We start from the raw sequence: 16,090 nt of genomic DNA, 5'->3' as shown, positions 1-16,090 counted from the left end.
AAACGATCTGACTGGATCTGAATGAATAGTATGGTGTGATCATGGTGATACAAACTATCAAAGTGTAATTAATGAACCAGAGCAATCTATCGTTACCATCTGGATGTGTCCTTCGCAAGGCAACCTCTGGGGATCAGTGGTCGATTCGATTGCTGGTATTTTCAGCGAAACTCGATCCAACCCAATTAAATTGGCAGCAATTTTGGGTAATTGAATACAATGAGAATCTGATAGCTTGTGGACAGCTACGTAATTTCTCAGGGGCACAAGAACTTGGTAGCTTGGTCGTTGCATCAGCTTGGAGAGGTCGCGGTTTGGGTAGTTTGCTAACGCAGCATTTGATTAATACAGCAACGCAACCACTTTATCTAGAATGCTTAGGTCAACGGCTGGTGCAGTTTTACAGTCGTTTTGACTTTGTGCCAATATCTTTTGAAGACTTGCCACAATTTCCTAAGAAAATAGGCTTATCTACGCTCAAGGAGAAATTTAGATTCTCACAGTTAGCTAAAAGGCTGCTCAAAGTTCCTGTGGTGTTTATGGAATATCGAGGTCAGACTAATTCGTAATTCGTAATTCGTAATTAAGATATGCAGAACAAGGCTTGATACAAGATGTTTCCAGCCCTTTACTCTCCCCCATTCCCTATTTCAACTTGCCTTTACTCTCCCCCATTCCCTATTTCAACTTGAAGTTTAGCAAAAATCGTTAGTAAGACAGGCCCTAATAAATAATGATGATTTAAACATAATAGCCCAGCAGAGGAGCCAAGAAGTTGACGTTGATGAGGGCTGTAGAGTCTAATTCCACGAGGAGAGATAGGCAATAATTGAGGTTCTGCCTCTTTTTTGGAAGTAATGTCAACCAAATAAAAGCGTCCATCAGGAGAAAGTACCCGTGCGATCTCACTAACTACCTGTTTAGGTTCTAAATAGTGCAAGAAACTGATAGTACTGAAAACAGCATTAAATTGACCATCAGCAAAGGGAAGAGACTCAGCTTTACCTTCGATATAAATTAAGCGTGGACGGTGGCGGTTACTCTGTCTTGCTACCCGCAACATATTAGCAGATAAATCCAATCCGGTAGCTCGTAGATCGGGAAACTGAGTAGCAAGGCGCTCAAGCAAGCGTCCAGTACCACAGCCGATATCAAGTACATTTGCTAGCTCTGGTAAATCGACGTACTCCAGCAACCGTTGGTGAACGGCTCGATAAAACACTGAAGGAAAGAACCAATCGTAACTTGATGCCCATAGGTCAAAAAGTAGCTTTTTGTGATTGAAAAAGTCATCAGTCATTAGTTTTCGCAGCTTTCTTAAAGCTTGATACTTTTTGAGAGTAAGTTTAGCTGCGCCTCCAAGAATTTGGTTAACAACACAAATTAACTATAGCGGTTCTGAATTGCTTGCAATATCGGGCTTTTGTCGGGTTAGTTACACGAAGCTAAAGACTGGTTAATATCTAGGTTCAATGCCAGATAAAATTAATGTTTCTACCGACTTGCGATCGAGGGGTTTGGAGAAAAAATATCCCTGTGCATATTTGCATTTCATCACCCTAAGTTGTGTCAGTTGCTCTAGTGTTTCTACGCCCTCTGCTATTACATCTATATTTAAACTCTGTGCTAGAGCGACGATCGCTTGAACAATCTCTAAGTTTTCTCCATTAGTACCAATCTTAGCAATAAAGGAACGATCAATCTTCAAGGCATTACTGGGAAAGCGATGCAGATAACTTAAGGATGAATAACCGATGCCAAAATCATCTAAGTGTAATTGGATATTCATCTGTTGCAGTTGCAAGAGCATAAAAGTTGCTAATTGAATATTTTCCATTAGTACGCTTTCGGTAATCTCCAGCTTTAAACTGCCACCTTCCAAACCAGTCTCTTGGATAATTTGGTTAATTTGCTCAATCAGGCTCGGTTGTGAAAACTGCTTAGTGGAAAGATTTACACTGATTGTCAAAGGTGGGTCAGTAGGAAATTGTATTTGCCAAGCACGCATCTGACGACAAGCCTCACCTAGTACCCAATAACCAATAGGGATAATTAACCCAGTTTCTTCTGCCAGGGGAATAAAGCTGTCTGGAGATACTAATCCGTGTTGCGGGTGCTGCCAGCGAACGAGAGCCTCGAAGCCAATAATTTTGTAAGTTTCTAATAAAACAATTGGCTGGTAGTAAACCTGAAACTCCTGGCGTTCAACTGCTCGTCGCAGATCCATCTCTAACTCTAATAGCTTCGTTACTTGGGTGTACATGGTTGAGTCAAATATCTCATGGCGTGCCTTACCCAATGCTTTAGCGCGATACATTGCAATGTCAGCATCGCGCAAGAGTTCCTCCGGTAGGTTGTAACTACCCTTGTTCAGAGCGATGCCAATGCTGACGGTGGTAAATACCTCGTACCCACTGAGTTGGAACGCAGATGTCAGAGCTTCGTGTATCCGCTCCACTACGCTTATTACGTCATTGGCATTTTGGAGATCGTCAAGCAAAATTGTAAACTCATCTCCCCCTAGACGAGCAACTGTATCTCCAGAGCGCAGGCAATTCTCCAATCTACGAGCAAGGGCAGTTAATAGTTGATCGCCAATCATGTGGCCGAGACTGTCATTGACAACTTTGAAGCGATCTAGGTCTAGAAAGAGAACAGCAAATGTATAGTTCGCACGTCGTTTTGTCAGCATGAGCGCACGCTCTAACCGTTCCATAAATAAAGCACGGTTTGGCAGACCGGTTAGTATATCGTGAAAGGCATCATGAATTAATTGCGCTTCTGCAAGTTTGAGAGCAGTAATGTTACGGGCGATACTTAAAACAAAATATACTGATCCATCGCTAGCCAATTCAGGCACAAGACGGGTATGGTAATGTTTTGTTTGTTGGGCGATCGCTAAACTGCATTCAAACTCGGTTTCTTGCTTAGTTTGAAAAACTTGCCCAAGCTTGCGATCGCATATCCGGTAAAATTCTTCTGGCAGATTTAACTCTGCGTTTGTTTTGCCGATAAATGTTTCGGCTGATATTCCTGTAACCTTTTCAATAGCTGGATTAACGTAAACGTAGCGCAATTGAGGGTTAAATCTGGAAATAATATCAGGTGCATTTTCAACTAGTGCTTTGAATTCTTGCTGGCGACGCGCTAGTGCCTCCAGAATTTGGTTGCGTTCGGTGATATCCTGAAAGACCAAAACTGCACCAGTGATATTACCGTTTTCATCTTTAATTGGTGCAACACTATCATCAATTGGTATTTCTGTACCGTTTTTAGCAATAAGTATTGTCTGTTCTGGTAGACCGACAGTAACCCCAGACTGAAGGACTTGCTTTACAGGACTTTCAATTATTGTACGAGTTTCTTCATGAGCAATATTAAATACTTCTGTTGCTTCTTTACCAAACGCATCTGAATAATTCCAACCCGTCAGTACTTCCGCAATTGGATTCATAAAAGTCACAGTTCCAGATTCGTCGCTAGTAATCACAGCATCTCCAATACTTTTAAGTACAGTAGTCAGCCATTGTTCATTCCGTTTTAATTTTTTTTCCGTCCGATGTTTAGAAAGGGTAATTTCAATCGTGAACTTTAATTCTTTTTCTTTAAAAGGCTTGAGAATGTAGCCAAACGGCTCTGTTACCTTTGCTCGATTCAATGTTGATTCGTCTGCATTAGCAGTAAGATATATGACTGGAATATTAAAAATATTATGAATTATCTGAGCGGCCTCCACACCGTCCATATTTCCTTTGAGGTGAATATCCATTAAAACTAAATCTAGAGAATTATCTGCTGCTTTCTTAATTGCTTCTTCTCCAGAATTGGCAAGCCCCAGAACAGTGTATCCAAATTTCCTTAGCCGATTTTGTATATCCATTGCTACGATGAATTCATCTTCAACAACTAATATATTTACTGGTTTCATGATTTTATTTAACTTCTAAATTTAGAAAATTTTATTCGGAAATATAATTTTATACTCTACTCCCTTGTTACTGGTAAAATCGATATTGCCTTGTAGCTGATGTATTAGACCTTTGACTAATCGCAAACCTAATGATTCTGTAGCTTGAAAGTCAAAATCTTGGGCAAAACCGACACCATTATCACTGATAGTAAGTGTAAATAAATTTCCTTCTCTGGAGCAAAAGTCAATAGAAATTTCTCCCGGTTCTCTTTGGGGAAAGGCATATTTTAGGGAATTTGAAATAAGTTCGTTGATAATCAAGCCGCAAGGAATAGCTGCATCAATGGCTAGAAAAACCTCCTCAACGTTCATTTCTAAGGTAATATCGCTGGAATTAACGTTGTATGAATAAAATAAATTAGTTACTAAATCTTGGATATAGTCGGCAAAATTAATCCTTGCCAAGTCTTGAGATTGATATAGTTTCTCGTGGATCAGAGCCATTGATTCAATCCGGTTCTGGCTATCTTTGAATACCTCAAGGGCTTGATTGTCCTTGAGATACTCTGCTTGCAGGTTGAGCAGACTAGAAATAATCTGTAAATTATTTTTTACCCGGTGATGAATTTCTTTCAATAGCACCTCTTTTTCTTGAAGGGATGCTTTAATCTGCTCCTCTGCTTGTTTACGCTCTCGTCTCACTAGTGCCTCGCGCAACTCGCGGGCAACAGCAGGGGTAAGTCGCGCTAGATTGCCTTTGATGATGTAGTCATGGGCACCAGCTTTCATGGCGGCTACTGCCGTATCTTCACCAATAGTGCCTGAGACAATAATGAATGGCAGGTCAAGTCCACTTTCCTTAACCTGCTTCAATGCAGCAGGGGCGCTAAAGGTGGGCATAGAATAATCACAGATTACGATATCCCATATTTGCTCTGCGATCGCAGCTTTCATGGCTGTGGGTGTATCAATCCGTTCAAAGGTTACTTCGTAGTCACCACGTTGCAGTTCACGCAGCAGCAACAAAGCGTCGTCTTCTGAATCCTCAACAAGTAATACACGCAGTGGTATACCCATGTAATTCGTAATTCGTAATTAAGAAAGTCAGCCTTGCATCTATAACCTGATTTTGGAGGATTAGTATGGTATAAACTATATTCTCGGCGGTGATTCGTTTAAGACAAACCAGTACAATCCTAGTTGTCGCACTGATTCACTGAATTGGGAAAAGTCTACTGGTTTGCGAACATAGCTGTTGGCTCCCAAGCTGTAACCATTGATTAAGTCTTGCTCCTCTTTGGAGGAAGTGAGAATGACGACGGGAAGGATTTTTGTCCTGTCGTCGGTTCGCAGGTGTCGCAAAACTTCCAGACCATCCATTTTGGGCAACTTCAAATCTAGAAGGATGAGATGGGGCATAACGCTCATGTCGCGATCGGCGTACATACCTTTACCAAAGAGATAATCTAGGGCTTCCACCCCATCGCGTGCCACTACTACCTCGTTCAGAATATTGTTTTTCTTAAGTGCGCGTAGGGTTAGCGCTTCATCGTCAGGATTGTCTTCTACAAGTAAAATCATATTGTATTCTTCTAGTTAAAGGGTGAAGTGAAATGTTGCGCCTTGCTCCACTGTACTTTCAGCCCAGACACGACCACCATGACGGTGAACAATGCGCTGCACAGTAGCTAGTCCGATACCAGTACCTTCAAACTCAGTCATGGCGTGTAGGCGCTGAAAAGCACCGAAGAGTTTCTCAACATAGGCCATATCGAAGCCTGTGCCATCATCACGGATAAAATACACATGGGTGTCATCTTGCAGCAAAAGCCCAAATTCTATTCGGGCCTTTTGATGTTTTCCTGTAAACTTCCAGGCATTACCTAGCAGGTTTTCTAGCACGATCTTTAACAGATGAGCATCACCATTAGCAACCAATCCCGGCGTAATGATAAACTCTACTTGGCGTTCTGGTTGGGTTTTGTGCAACTCTGTAGCGATCGCCTCCACCAGTGCGCTGAGATCGACCTTTTCGCAATGCATCTCACTACGCGTCAATCGTGACAGATTCAGTAAATCGTCGATTAGTTGCGCCATCCGCTGGGTGGCTGCACGCACTCGTTGGAGGTAGTTTTGACCTAGTGCGTCCAGCTTGTCAGCATAATCTTCTAGGAGTGCTTGACTAAAGCCGTCGATGCTCCGCAAGGGGGCGCGCAGGTCATGAGACACAGAATAACTAAATGCTTCCATCTCTTTGTTAGTGGCTTCGAGTTGTGCTGTGCGTTCTGCAACTCGCTGCTCAAGCTGGATGTTCAGACGTAGAATCTCTGACTCCGCCTTTTTGCGCTCATTAATTTCAGTTTGTAATTCTTCGTTAGTGTTTCTTAGTTGAGCAGTCCGTTTGCTAACCTCTATTTCTAATTCATCACGAGCCTTTTGCAAAGAATTTTCCATCTGCTTGCGTTTGACGAGTTCCTGATTGGTGATTGTGGCTGCAAAACCGACGACAACGGAAGCGATAATGCTGCCAAAAATAGTCAGTAAAGTTGTTTGATGAGCGCTGGCATTCGCCTTCATCGAGCGCTGTTTTAACAACTGATTCTCTTCATTCTCCATAGCTGTAGTCAGCATTCGGATGTCCTCCATAATCTGCTGACCCCGATCTGTCTGAACTATTTGCAGCGCAGACTCTAAATTTTTGCTCCTAGCGTTAATCGTCTGTTCAATCAAAACCAGTTTTTTGGCAATTAGGGGTTCAAGGCGATCAAGCCGCTGCTGTTGATTTGGGTTATCTGCAGTCAATTGGCGCAGAACCTGAAGTTTCTCAGCAATCTCGCCAGTTGCAGTACGATACGGTTCTAGATAGCGTTCTTTGCCTGTGAGAAGATAGCCCCGTTGTCCAGTCTCTGCATCTTTGATCTGTGACATTACTTCTTTTGTCTTTTCAAGCACCTCGCGTGTATGTGTTACCCATTGAGCGTTTTCTCTATACTGAAGCAAACTAAGATATGAGATTATGCCAACACCAGTCATAATTGCGACTGCTATTACAAAACTGCCTGTATTCTTTTTGTAAATAGCCCATTCCATTTTTTACCTTCCTAGTTGAAAAAGCAGCTGCTGACTAAAGTGGTAAAAACGGTGAGCCAGCGTTTCTACGAGAGGCTGCGCGATCGCTGCGTTAGCGCCGTTAGGATCGTCACGTGTTCCCGTCTCTGAAAGAGAAGGGTGACTAGCAGCCCCACTACTCGTCATAGTTTTAGTAACTGATAACCAAGTTTCTTAACTTTGAGAGCGAATTAGCTCTAATAAAGGATATCTATATTAGTTAATGATTGTGAGCGTATATTTTCTGAGACATGAGAAGGCAAATAATAAATTTTGTTAAATTATTCAGTATATTTCCGTAGCTATTTTCACGAGCTTTTCGCTTGCATAAATTATCTTAATATGCTAGTCAATACCAGTAATTGCACTTAAAAAACTTGAATTATATTAGCTTGATATTAAATTGATTAATAAATACGTAGACTAGATATAAACATAAAGTACTGTCAGTAAACTGAAAAATTCTGCATCGTTAAAGGATTGAGCCGAAATGTTTGTCAAATAGTGTCAATTTGCCCAAAAACGTTGTCCTGTCTACATTTTTGCCCTGAAAATTGAGCTTCCCTACTAGGGAAAGGTTAGGGGGTTAAGTTTTGGATGGGTTTTTCAATATGAAGTGAAAAGTCAGGACAAATTATCGGGAACTGTAGTACTTGAATGTGTAGTTAACACTACTCTTTCTACCTCTGTAGAGAACCAAAGAAAAAGTAACAAGTGCATAAAACTACAAAACCTAACTGTATTTATTTATAAAGGTTCAAATATAAAAAACTCAATCTAGTTTGAAATTATCAAGGTGAAAAATTATGACAAACTTTATTCAAGTTCACTTACACAACGATCTACTGCACCCAGTCCGCGAATGGTTGGAAACGATAGAAATTCATAACTCCAAATTGGCTCATTTCCTATGCCAAGCTATTCCTGCTCAATGTCCCTTTGAGCGAGATATCACGCTGTTTGGTCGGAAGCTATTTCATATTCCACCTATGTGTAAATTAAATCCTCTATACGAGGAAGTGGTTGGTTTGCGTTTTAGAGCGCTCTGTTATCTTGCTGATGAATGTGGTGAAGATATCACAGCTTATTGCTGATCGCCAGTTGGATTGTTCTTTGATCGAGCAGCGATCGGTAATTGCAGATTTACGGTTGTTACTTACTCAGGTTTATACTAAGCTAACTTACACCTAATCAGATGTTTGGCTATTAAGTAGCTGACACCTCACTAAAGTGTTTCCAGACCATATTGTTGCTTACCGTATCCTGCTGAAATCATTAACATCATCATGACGCACATCTTACTGATTGAAGATGAGGTCAAACTGGCACGATTTGTCGAGTTGGAATTGAATTATGAAGGCTATCAAGTCAGTATTGCCTATGATGGATTGACTGCACTCACCGCAGCAAGGGAGTTACATCTGGATTTAGTAATTTTAGACTGGATGTTGCCTGGTTTATCGGGGTTGGAAATTTGCAGTCGCCTGCGAAGTATAGCTGAGAAAGTGCCGATAATCTTATTAACCGTCAAAGATGAAGTGAGTGATCACATTGCAGGTTTAGACGCTGGTGCTGATGATTACCTCGTTAAACCCTTCAGTGTTGATGAATTATTAGCCAGAGTCGGCGCTCACCTACGAAGAAGCAAGCAAGCAGAGTACGCAGATGTTTTAGAATTTGAAGACCTAAGTTTAAATCGTCGCACGCGGGAAGTGTACCGAAATCGGCGGTTAATTGAGTTAACTGCTAAGGAATTTGATTTACTAGAATATTTGCTGGCCCATCCGCGACAGATAATTAGCTGCGATCGCATTTTAGAAGAAGTTTGGGGTTACGACTTTATGAGTGATGCCAACATCATTGAAACTTACATTCGCTACCTGCGCCAGAAACTTGAAGCCAATAACGAAAAATGCCTCATTCAAACTGTGATCGGTGTTGGCTACACATTGCATGATTGAATTGGGCATTGGGAAAGAGGAGGCAGGAGGCACAAGGCAGAAGTTATTTAATTTTTAATTTTTAATTTTTAATTGATTTCTCCGTCATTTCCTCTTACTTCTTGTTCGTCTTCCAGTGTCAAATAACGGTAAAATCCCAAATACTTCTATTTTAGGAGGATTTGGGGTTTTTGGCAATTTCAGCAGAAACTCATCAGCAATTCTAAATTCAAAAATTAAGAGGAATCAGCAGATTGAGCAGGCGGGGAATCAGAGAGCATGAAATCGAGGAGATGCTGCCAGTTTTCAAACCAGAGGTACTTAGTCAGCGCCAGAATATCCTGGAAAAAGCCCTTGCGCGTTCCTCGCAGGTTATGCTGCAATGGGCGCAATTGAAGAATTGAGCGACGACGACATTAGACGGCAATTTGAAACGAATTTCTTTGGTGCATTGAGAATGATTCGTGCCGTGCTACCGACCATGGGGGAGCAACGTAGTGGTCACATTCTCAATATTTCCTCTTTTGCTGGTGTGGCTTCTTTGAGTGGACTTGGGATCTATAGTGCAACCAAGTTTGCACTCGAAGGAGCTTCGGAAGCGTTGGCACAGGAAGTCAAGCCCTTAGGCATCAAAGTGACGCTGATCGAACCGGGAGTATTTCGGACGAATGGTGCTGGTTCATCAATGGTCACGCCAAAGCATCCGATCACAGACTATGCCGAGACCAGCGGCAAAATGATCGATGTCATGCGGTCATCACATGGCAACCAACCCGGCGATCCAGCAAAAGCTGCTGCCACGATGATTCAAGTGGTTGAAAGCGACGATCCACCCATGCGATTAGCGCTCGGCGAAGATTCAGCGAATGGGATTGTGCAAAAGCTCGACGCGATGAAAGCTGAACTCGAAGCTTGGAAACCCCTTTCGATTAGCACTGCATTTGAATGAAACAGTAGCCGCAACTTAAGGCTTGAGAGAATCGCTGTGCGAAGCTGCTCATAGACTGATCATCGCGTTACACCCGATTCCGTTACTGATACCACACCTGAGAAGCACCCAAATGGGTAAGAGGAAAGCTCGATCGTGCTTGGTATGATTGAACCAAGACGCACTTCACGACTCCCAGTCAAGGTCTGAGGTCGCTTCTGTGTTTCTGCTCTCGCTGAGAAACCTCTATCCTCTCCCCAGTTGATCCTCCTGTCAAAATTTGAATTTGGAATTGCTGGAAACTCATCCAACTTAGAGTTAATTATATTAGGATGCACAAAGTTATCATCATCCAAAATCCAAAACTCAAAGTGGCATGACATATCTAGAAACAGCAGCGCAGTTCTACCGCGAAGTTGCCCAAACCCCGCAAGTTGGACTTTGTTGTGTACAAAGTACGCCCCTGCAACTACCAGGATTGAAAATTCCTTTGCCAATGCAGGAAATGAATTATGGTTGTGGTACTACTGTTCACCCCACCGAACTAGGAAACCAACCTACTGTGCTCTACGTTGGCGTTGGCGGCGGCTTAGAAGCATTGCAATTCGCTTATTTTTCCCGCTATGCAAGTGCTGTAATTGCCGTTGAACCGGTTGGGGCTATGCGGGAAGCAGCTGCACGTAATCTGGAAATTGCTGCTCAAGAAAACCCCTGGTTTAACACCAGCTTTGTAGAAATCCGCGAAGGTGATGCTTTTAACTTACCTGTTGCTGATGCTAGCGTTGATATCGTGGCACAAAATTGCCTTTTCAACATCTTTGAACCAGAAGATTTAACTCGCGCTTTAAAAGAAGCACATCGCGTATTAAAACCAGGTGGACGCTTGCAGATGAGCGATCCAATTGCCACTCGTCCAATTCCAGCACATCTTCAAGAAGATGAGCGATTGAGAGCAATGTGTTTATCAGGCGCACTCACATATCAACAGTATACTGAAAGGATTATAAATGCTGGTTTTGGTCAAATTGAAATTCGTGCCCGTCGTCCTTATCGCCTACTAGATTCCCAAACTTATAATTTAGAAGACAACCTACTTTTAGAAAGTCTGGATTCTGTCTGTTTTAAAGTTGTAATTCCAGAAGATGGTGCTTGCCTTTTCACGGGAAAAACGGCAATTTATGCTGGTTCTGAAGCCTTCTTTGACGATTTGGCAGGTCATATACTTCAGCTAGGTATTCCGACTGCGGTATGTGATAAAACTGCTGCTAAACTTACTGCTAGTAAGCCAGCAGAAATAATTGTTACCAATTCAACCTGGTACTATAGCGGTGGTGGTTGCTGTTAATTTATCTAAGAAAGAATTCAGGTGTCAGGAGTTAGAATTTAGAATGGTTCTGTGCGACACTTCTCTACGAGACGCTCCGCGAACGACAAGCGTTAGTTGAGCGGAGTCGAAACTCAGTGCATCGCTGGGTAATGAATGCACAATTTGAATATTTCACTAATTACATTCTGAATTATAGATTCTGAATTCTTTTTTATAAACTCCAAAATGTTGTTAATTAGTCTGTTTTTAGGTACGCTTTTTTTAGCATATTCAAATGGAGCAAATGATAATTTTAAAGGTGTAGCGACGCTGTTTGGTAGCCGAACTAGCAGTTATCAAACAGCGATTTTGTGGGCAAGCTTCACAACTTTTGCTGGTGCAATAACTGCGACTTTTTTGGCAGGAATATTAATTAAAAACTTTTCTGGAAAAGGACTATTACCTGATGCGATCGCTAATGCTCCAGAGTTTCATCTCGCAGTAGCGATCGCTACTGGATTAACTGTACTCATTGCTACCCTCATGGGGTTTCCCATTTCCACAACTCACAGTTTAACAGGTGCGCTGGTTGGCGCTGGATTAGTTGCCATCGGACTACAAGTTAATTTTGCCGCCTTGGGAAATTCCTTTATTTTGCCTTTATTACTCAGTCCAATCATTGCTATTCCCTTGGGAGCAGGAATTTACAGCTTATCTGGCTATTTTAATTCAAAATTGCATCTACCAGTCAACCAAAAAATGATTGATATTTGCCATTTTTTCAGTGCTGGAATTATCAGTTTTGCTAGAGGATTAAATGATACTCCTAAGATTGTTTCACTCATCCTAATTATTGAGTATTTCTCGATTCAGGGAGGAATGATCACAATAGCGATCGCAATGGCACTTGGCGGTTTACTCAACTCTCAAAAAGTTGCAATAACTATGAGTGAAAAAATTACCTCAATGAATCCTACTCAAGGCTTATCAGCAAATATAGTAACTGGGGTTCTGGTGATTGCAGCTACTAGGTTTGGGCTTCCAGTTTCTACCACTCACGTTTCAGTCAGTTCTATTTTTGGTGTAGGATTAATTAGCAAAACATCTAAATTTAATACTCGTGTTTTTTATCAGATTTTACTATCGTGGATTTTAACTTTACCAACTGCTGCAATTATTAGTGCAATCACTTACAGATTATTGCAAGGTTAGAAAAATTGAATATTGTTGTGCAATTGTTTAGGAATAGTAACTAATGCAAACTCAAACAAAAACTCTACTAGATACAGCAATCACAGCCTTTAAAAACAAACTCAGTTCACCCTTGAGCAAAAAAGGAATCACTGTTTTACAAATTAATCTAGGTAAGCGTTGTAATCTGGCCTGTACACACTGTCATGTCGAAGCTGGGCCAAAACGTACAGAAGAACTTTCTCCTGAAATTTGCGAACAATTGATTTTACTAATCCATAAATTTCCCGAAATTAAAATTGTGGATTTGACTGGTGGTGCACCCGAAATGAATTATGGATTTAAGCCACTGGTAGAAGTAGCAAAAGTAACTGGTAAACAAGTGATTGTCCGGTCTAATTTGGCCATTTATTTTGAAGATGGATTTGGTGATCTACCAGAATACTTTGCTAAACACCAAGTAAGAATTGTGGCTTCTCTACCCTGTTACCTAGCAGATAATGTTGATAAAATGCGTGGTACTGGTGTTTTTGATAGTTCAGTCAAAGCTTTGCAGTGGCTTAACCAACTTGGCTATGGTAAAGACCAGAATTTAATTTTGGACTTGGTTTTTAATCCCCAGTTGCCCAGCGATGAAAAATTTTCTTTAGCTCCCGAACAGAGTAACCTAGAACGAGATTACAAAATGTTCTTACAAGAACATTTTAATATTGTGTTTAACAACCTCTTCACCTTTACCAACCTACCAGTTGGTAGAACCAAAATGCATTTAGAACGGAGAAAACTATACGCTAGCTATTTGCAGTTTTTAGAGTCGCATTTTAATCCCAGCACAGTTGAACATTTAATGTGTCGTGATGAACTTTCAATTGACTATCTGGGCAATGTATATGATTGTGACTTTAACCAAATGATGAATTTGCCTGCAAAAACCCGCAATGGTGAAACCTTGACAGTTGGCAAATTGTTAGAAGCTGGCAATTTAGACCTAATTAGTGAGGTGCAAACTGCTGCTTATTGCTATGGCTGTACTGCTGGGTGTGGTTCTAGTTGTGGCGGCGCTTTGCTCTAAGAACTAGAGCATTTACTTTTCTGGCCCGACATCTCTCAGAAAGAGTCAGCATTTGTACATCACTTTATAGTTCGACACTGCTGGCTTGGGCTTTTGAACACGCACAAACACTTAGTAAACGTTATTTACGTCTAGATTGCGATGATTAGCGTCCGCGCCTGAGAGCAGTATATCAAGGCTTTAGTTTCCGTTATCACAGCCAGAGACAAGTTGGTGCTTATTTCGTCTCTGGCTATGAATATCAAATACCTGCACAAGTTATCGAAATTGATATGTCTTTTATCGATGAAATTAATCCTGTCAATGCTTTGATTGTGGGAGCCAGCCAAGGTATTGGTTTGGATTTTGTAAAAAAATTGCTACAAGATCACAGAATAGCTAAAGTTTATGCAACTTCTCGTCAACCGGAATCAGCCTCAGAGTTAATAGCTCTTACAGACGAATATCCTGAGCGATTAATTTGTTTGGAGATAGATATTACTGACGAGTTGCAGATTATTGAAGCTGTTCAAAAAATATCTACTCAAGCCGATAAACTGCATTTGGTAGTCAATTGTGTAGGACTGTTACATGAAGATACTTTGCAACCTGAAAAAAGCTTAAGACAAATCAATTCAGAAAATTTGCTGCGCTACTTTCAGATAAATAGTATTGGTGCTGTCTTACTGGCTAAACATTTATTGCCTCTGTTTCGTCATGGAGAACGCAGCGTGTTCGCCACTATTTCTGCTAAATTGGGCAGTATTGGCGATAACCAACTTGGTGGATGGTACGGCTATCGGGCTTCTAAAGCAGCACTCAATATGTTGATGCGAAATGCGGCAATTGAGTATAAAAGAAGTTGTCCGAAAGCATTAATAGTAACATTGCATCCTGGTACAACTGATACCCGCCTTTCTCGTCCTTTCCAGGGAAATGTCCCTGCGGAAAAATTATTTTCAGTGGAACGCACCGTTACCCAATTATTGGCTGTCATCGAACAGCTTCAAGAAGGCGATAGTGGACACTTTTTCTCATGGAATGGGAGCAGATTGCCTTGGTAACTGCGTTACGCTGGTGCTAATGAAACCTACGTTATTTGTAACCTCAGCCTATGAAGTTTTTTGTGCCAGCAGCCAAGGATGCTATTAAAGCAGAGCAGGTATATAGCGCTCTTGCTCAGTCTGTCAAAGTACCAATAACCGAAAAGCGTATTTGGAAGTTACAGTGGCGTGACAAGGAAATTGATATGGAATGCGAGGTAGGGAAATCTTTACCATCGTCTTATCAAACAGGTAAAGAGCTAGTTCTGGCAATCTTTGAGTGTGAAAACCTTTATAAGATTTGTACTCTTACCCGTGGAGGAGTAAAGGGAGAACCTATTTTGGTTGTAAAAAACTCTCAATCCTCAGCAACCTATTTTTCAGATAATGTAAATAACTGACTCTACATTTTAAGGTGCGATCGCTTGTTTGATAGAAGTAGATGCGATCGCCTTAATAATATAGTAGATAAAATCAGTTCATCCGAACTTTTAAGATATGACCAACATTCAGACTTCCTTGCCAGAACTTCATAAGTCCGTTATTGATGTGTACGGAAAAATTCAACCAAATTTACCTGAGTATATAATTGATACAGTAGAAAAAAAACGATTTGAACAGCTTTTAGACGACTTCACAAAGTTAAAGCTTTCTTTTCCAAATTATTTTGATAATAATTTACTTTGGGTATCGTTCTCAATCGTAGGAGAAGATGAAATACCAGCAGTTTTAAAAATTATTTTTCAAGAGCCACACATAGTCCCTATCCCAATTTTTTGGATTCGTGCAAAATTGTCAGCTAGCTTCGAGCGAAATCATTTACTTGAAAATCTTGTAGATTGGCATGAAGATGATTCCGAGCGACTAGCACTGTTTGATAAATTTCTCACCGATGATGTAGGTGAGCGGTTACAACAGGCTGTGCTTATTTCAAATATTGCTAGTCCGGGTACTATAAACTTAACAAAAGCTATTGCACAATCATATTATGGGGGACTTCACAGTTTTCATCCTGTTTGTTCAACACTAATGGATGCTCGACAAAATGCTAAATTACTTAATTGGCCACCTGTCAAGGATTTATCATTGTTTGAAGTTGCCCAATGGGTAGAGAATAACTCACTGTGTACAAAGCAGGGGAATAGTACTTTGAGTCGGGCATTTAATGCTTATACACACCTTTTCGGTAGATTTAATGAAGTAAAAGCAAATGAAATCCTTCTTTATTCATTAATTGGTATTGAAGCAATATACAACGATTCAAAAGAGCAAGTCGGTCAACAAATCAACCAGAAATGTCAAACTTTTCTTGGTTCCCTAACTACTTTCAAAAAAAAATTGACACAGATGTACAGTTACCGTTCAGGTTTTGTACACGGCGGTGAACCTTTTCCAAGTAAGTTTGATCGAGCTGATGCAACAGAAGAGTTTGAGGAATATGAATTAAAGATAACAGAAGCTGGTAACTTAGGCTCGATGGTTCTTATATCAACTCTGCAAAGAATGTCGGAACTGCAACTAAACGATATAAAGTTCCGATACGAGTTAGTTACTGACTGACTGATTATTGGAGATGTGACTTAATGATTTTAGTATATTAATGAGTATTAGAC

Annotated in this window: 15 protein-coding genes and 1 pseudogene; 10 read left to right on the top strand and 6 right to left on the bottom strand. The window is 40.9% G+C overall.

What is annotated here, in order from left to right:
- The first annotated feature begins 71 nt into the window (after positions 1-71).
- Complete coding sequence (locus V7K60_RS30485; RefSeq protein ID WP_334931287.1) at positions 72-569, top strand: GNAT family N-acetyltransferase; 498 nt, start codon at positions 72-74, stop codon at positions 567-569.
- Between the two features lie 92 nt (positions 570-661).
- Here V7K60_RS30485 and V7K60_RS30480 read toward each other — a convergent pair whose 3' ends face one another.
- The 6 genes from V7K60_RS30480 to V7K60_RS30455 all read right to left on the bottom strand — a co-directional run bounded on the left by V7K60_RS30480 (position 662) and on the right by V7K60_RS30455 (position 7,165).
- The gene (locus V7K60_RS30480) at positions 662-1,300 is read right to left on the bottom strand and encodes a class I SAM-dependent methyltransferase (RefSeq protein ID WP_334931285.1); all 639 of its coding nucleotides are present in this window, start codon (positions 1,298-1,300) and stop codon (positions 662-664) included.
- 156 nt (positions 1,301-1,456) lie between these two features.
- Entirely contained in the window at positions 1,457-3,928 is a 2,472-nt protein-coding gene (locus V7K60_RS30475; RefSeq protein WP_334931283.1) for a GGDEF domain-containing response regulator, read from the bottom strand.
- 21 nt (positions 3,929-3,949) lie between these two features.
- A complete protein-coding gene (locus V7K60_RS30470) occupies positions 3,950-4,987 on the bottom strand; it encodes a sensor histidine kinase (RefSeq protein ID WP_334931281.1) in 1,038 nt (345 codons plus the stop codon).
- Positions 4,988-5,062: 75 nt separating this feature from the next.
- Positions 5,063-5,491: a response regulator gene (locus tag V7K60_RS30465; RefSeq protein ID WP_334931280.1), complete on the bottom strand. Its 429-nt coding sequence runs from the start codon at positions 5,489-5,491 to the stop codon at positions 5,063-5,065.
- A 15-nt stretch (positions 5,492-5,506) separates the two neighbouring features.
- A complete protein-coding gene (locus tag V7K60_RS30460) occupies positions 5,507-7,000 on the bottom strand; it encodes a sensor histidine kinase (protein ID WP_334931279.1) in 1,494 nt (497 codons plus the stop codon).
- 3 nt (positions 7,001-7,003) lie between these two features.
- Positions 7,004-7,165: a hypothetical protein gene (locus tag V7K60_RS30455; protein WP_334931277.1), complete on the bottom strand. Its 162-nt coding sequence runs from the start codon at positions 7,163-7,165 to the stop codon at positions 7,004-7,006.
- Positions 7,166-7,824: 659 nt separating this feature from the next.
- On the opposite strand from V7K60_RS30455, the gene V7K60_RS30450 reads away from it, so the two are divergent.
- The 9 genes and pseudogenes from V7K60_RS30450 to V7K60_RS30410 all read left to right on the top strand — a co-directional run bounded on the left by V7K60_RS30450 (position 7,825) and on the right by V7K60_RS30410 (position 16,037).
- Positions 7,825-8,112, top strand: coding sequence for a Mo-dependent nitrogenase C-terminal domain-containing protein (locus tag V7K60_RS30450; protein WP_334931275.1), 288 nt, complete (start codon positions 7,825-7,827; stop codon positions 8,110-8,112).
- Between the two features lie 192 nt (positions 8,113-8,304).
- Positions 8,305-8,979, top strand: a complete 675-nt coding sequence (locus V7K60_RS30445) for a response regulator transcription factor (protein WP_334931273.1) — start codon at positions 8,305-8,307, stop codon at positions 8,977-8,979.
- A 358-nt stretch (positions 8,980-9,337) separates the two neighbouring features.
- Positions 9,338-9,907 (top strand): annotated as a pseudogene (locus V7K60_RS30440) (SDR family NAD(P)-dependent oxidoreductase); the annotation flags it as partial.
- A gap of 355 nt (positions 9,908-10,262) precedes the next feature.
- A complete protein-coding gene (gene arsM / locus V7K60_RS30435) occupies positions 10,263-11,231 on the top strand; it encodes an arsenosugar biosynthesis arsenite methyltransferase ArsM (protein ID WP_334931271.1) in 969 nt (322 codons plus the stop codon).
- 207 nt (positions 11,232-11,438) lie between these two features.
- The gene (locus tag V7K60_RS30430; RefSeq protein WP_334931269.1) at positions 11,439-12,404 is read left to right on the top strand and encodes an inorganic phosphate transporter; all 966 of its coding nucleotides are present in this window, start codon (positions 11,439-11,441) and stop codon (positions 12,402-12,404) included.
- A gap of 43 nt (positions 12,405-12,447) precedes the next feature.
- The gene (gene arsS, locus V7K60_RS30425) at positions 12,448-13,455 is read left to right on the top strand and encodes an arsenosugar biosynthesis radical SAM (seleno)protein ArsS (RefSeq protein ID WP_334931267.1); all 1,008 of its coding nucleotides are present in this window, start codon (positions 12,448-12,450) and stop codon (positions 13,453-13,455) included.
- 272 nt (positions 13,456-13,727) lie between these two features.
- Entirely contained in the window at positions 13,728-14,498 is a 771-nt protein-coding gene (locus V7K60_RS30420) for an SDR family NAD(P)-dependent oxidoreductase (RefSeq protein WP_334931265.1), read from the top strand.
- A 50-nt stretch (positions 14,499-14,548) separates the two neighbouring features.
- A complete protein-coding gene (locus tag V7K60_RS30415; protein ID WP_334931263.1) occupies positions 14,549-14,878 on the top strand; it encodes a hypothetical protein in 330 nt (109 codons plus the stop codon).
- Between the two features lie 97 nt (positions 14,879-14,975).
- Positions 14,976-16,037, top strand: a complete 1,062-nt coding sequence (locus V7K60_RS30410; RefSeq protein ID WP_334931261.1) for a hypothetical protein — start codon at positions 14,976-14,978, stop codon at positions 16,035-16,037.
- Positions 16,038-16,090: the final 53 nt, after the last annotated feature.

The sequence above is a fragment of the Nostoc sp. genome (assembly GCF_036917555.1).
In the GTDB taxonomy this organism is placed as follows: domain Bacteria; phylum Cyanobacteriota; class Cyanobacteriia; order Cyanobacteriales; family Nostocaceae; genus Nostoc.
The sequence above is the reverse complement of the archived record's forward strand: the minus strand, read 5'-3'. Positions and strand labels throughout refer to the sequence as shown.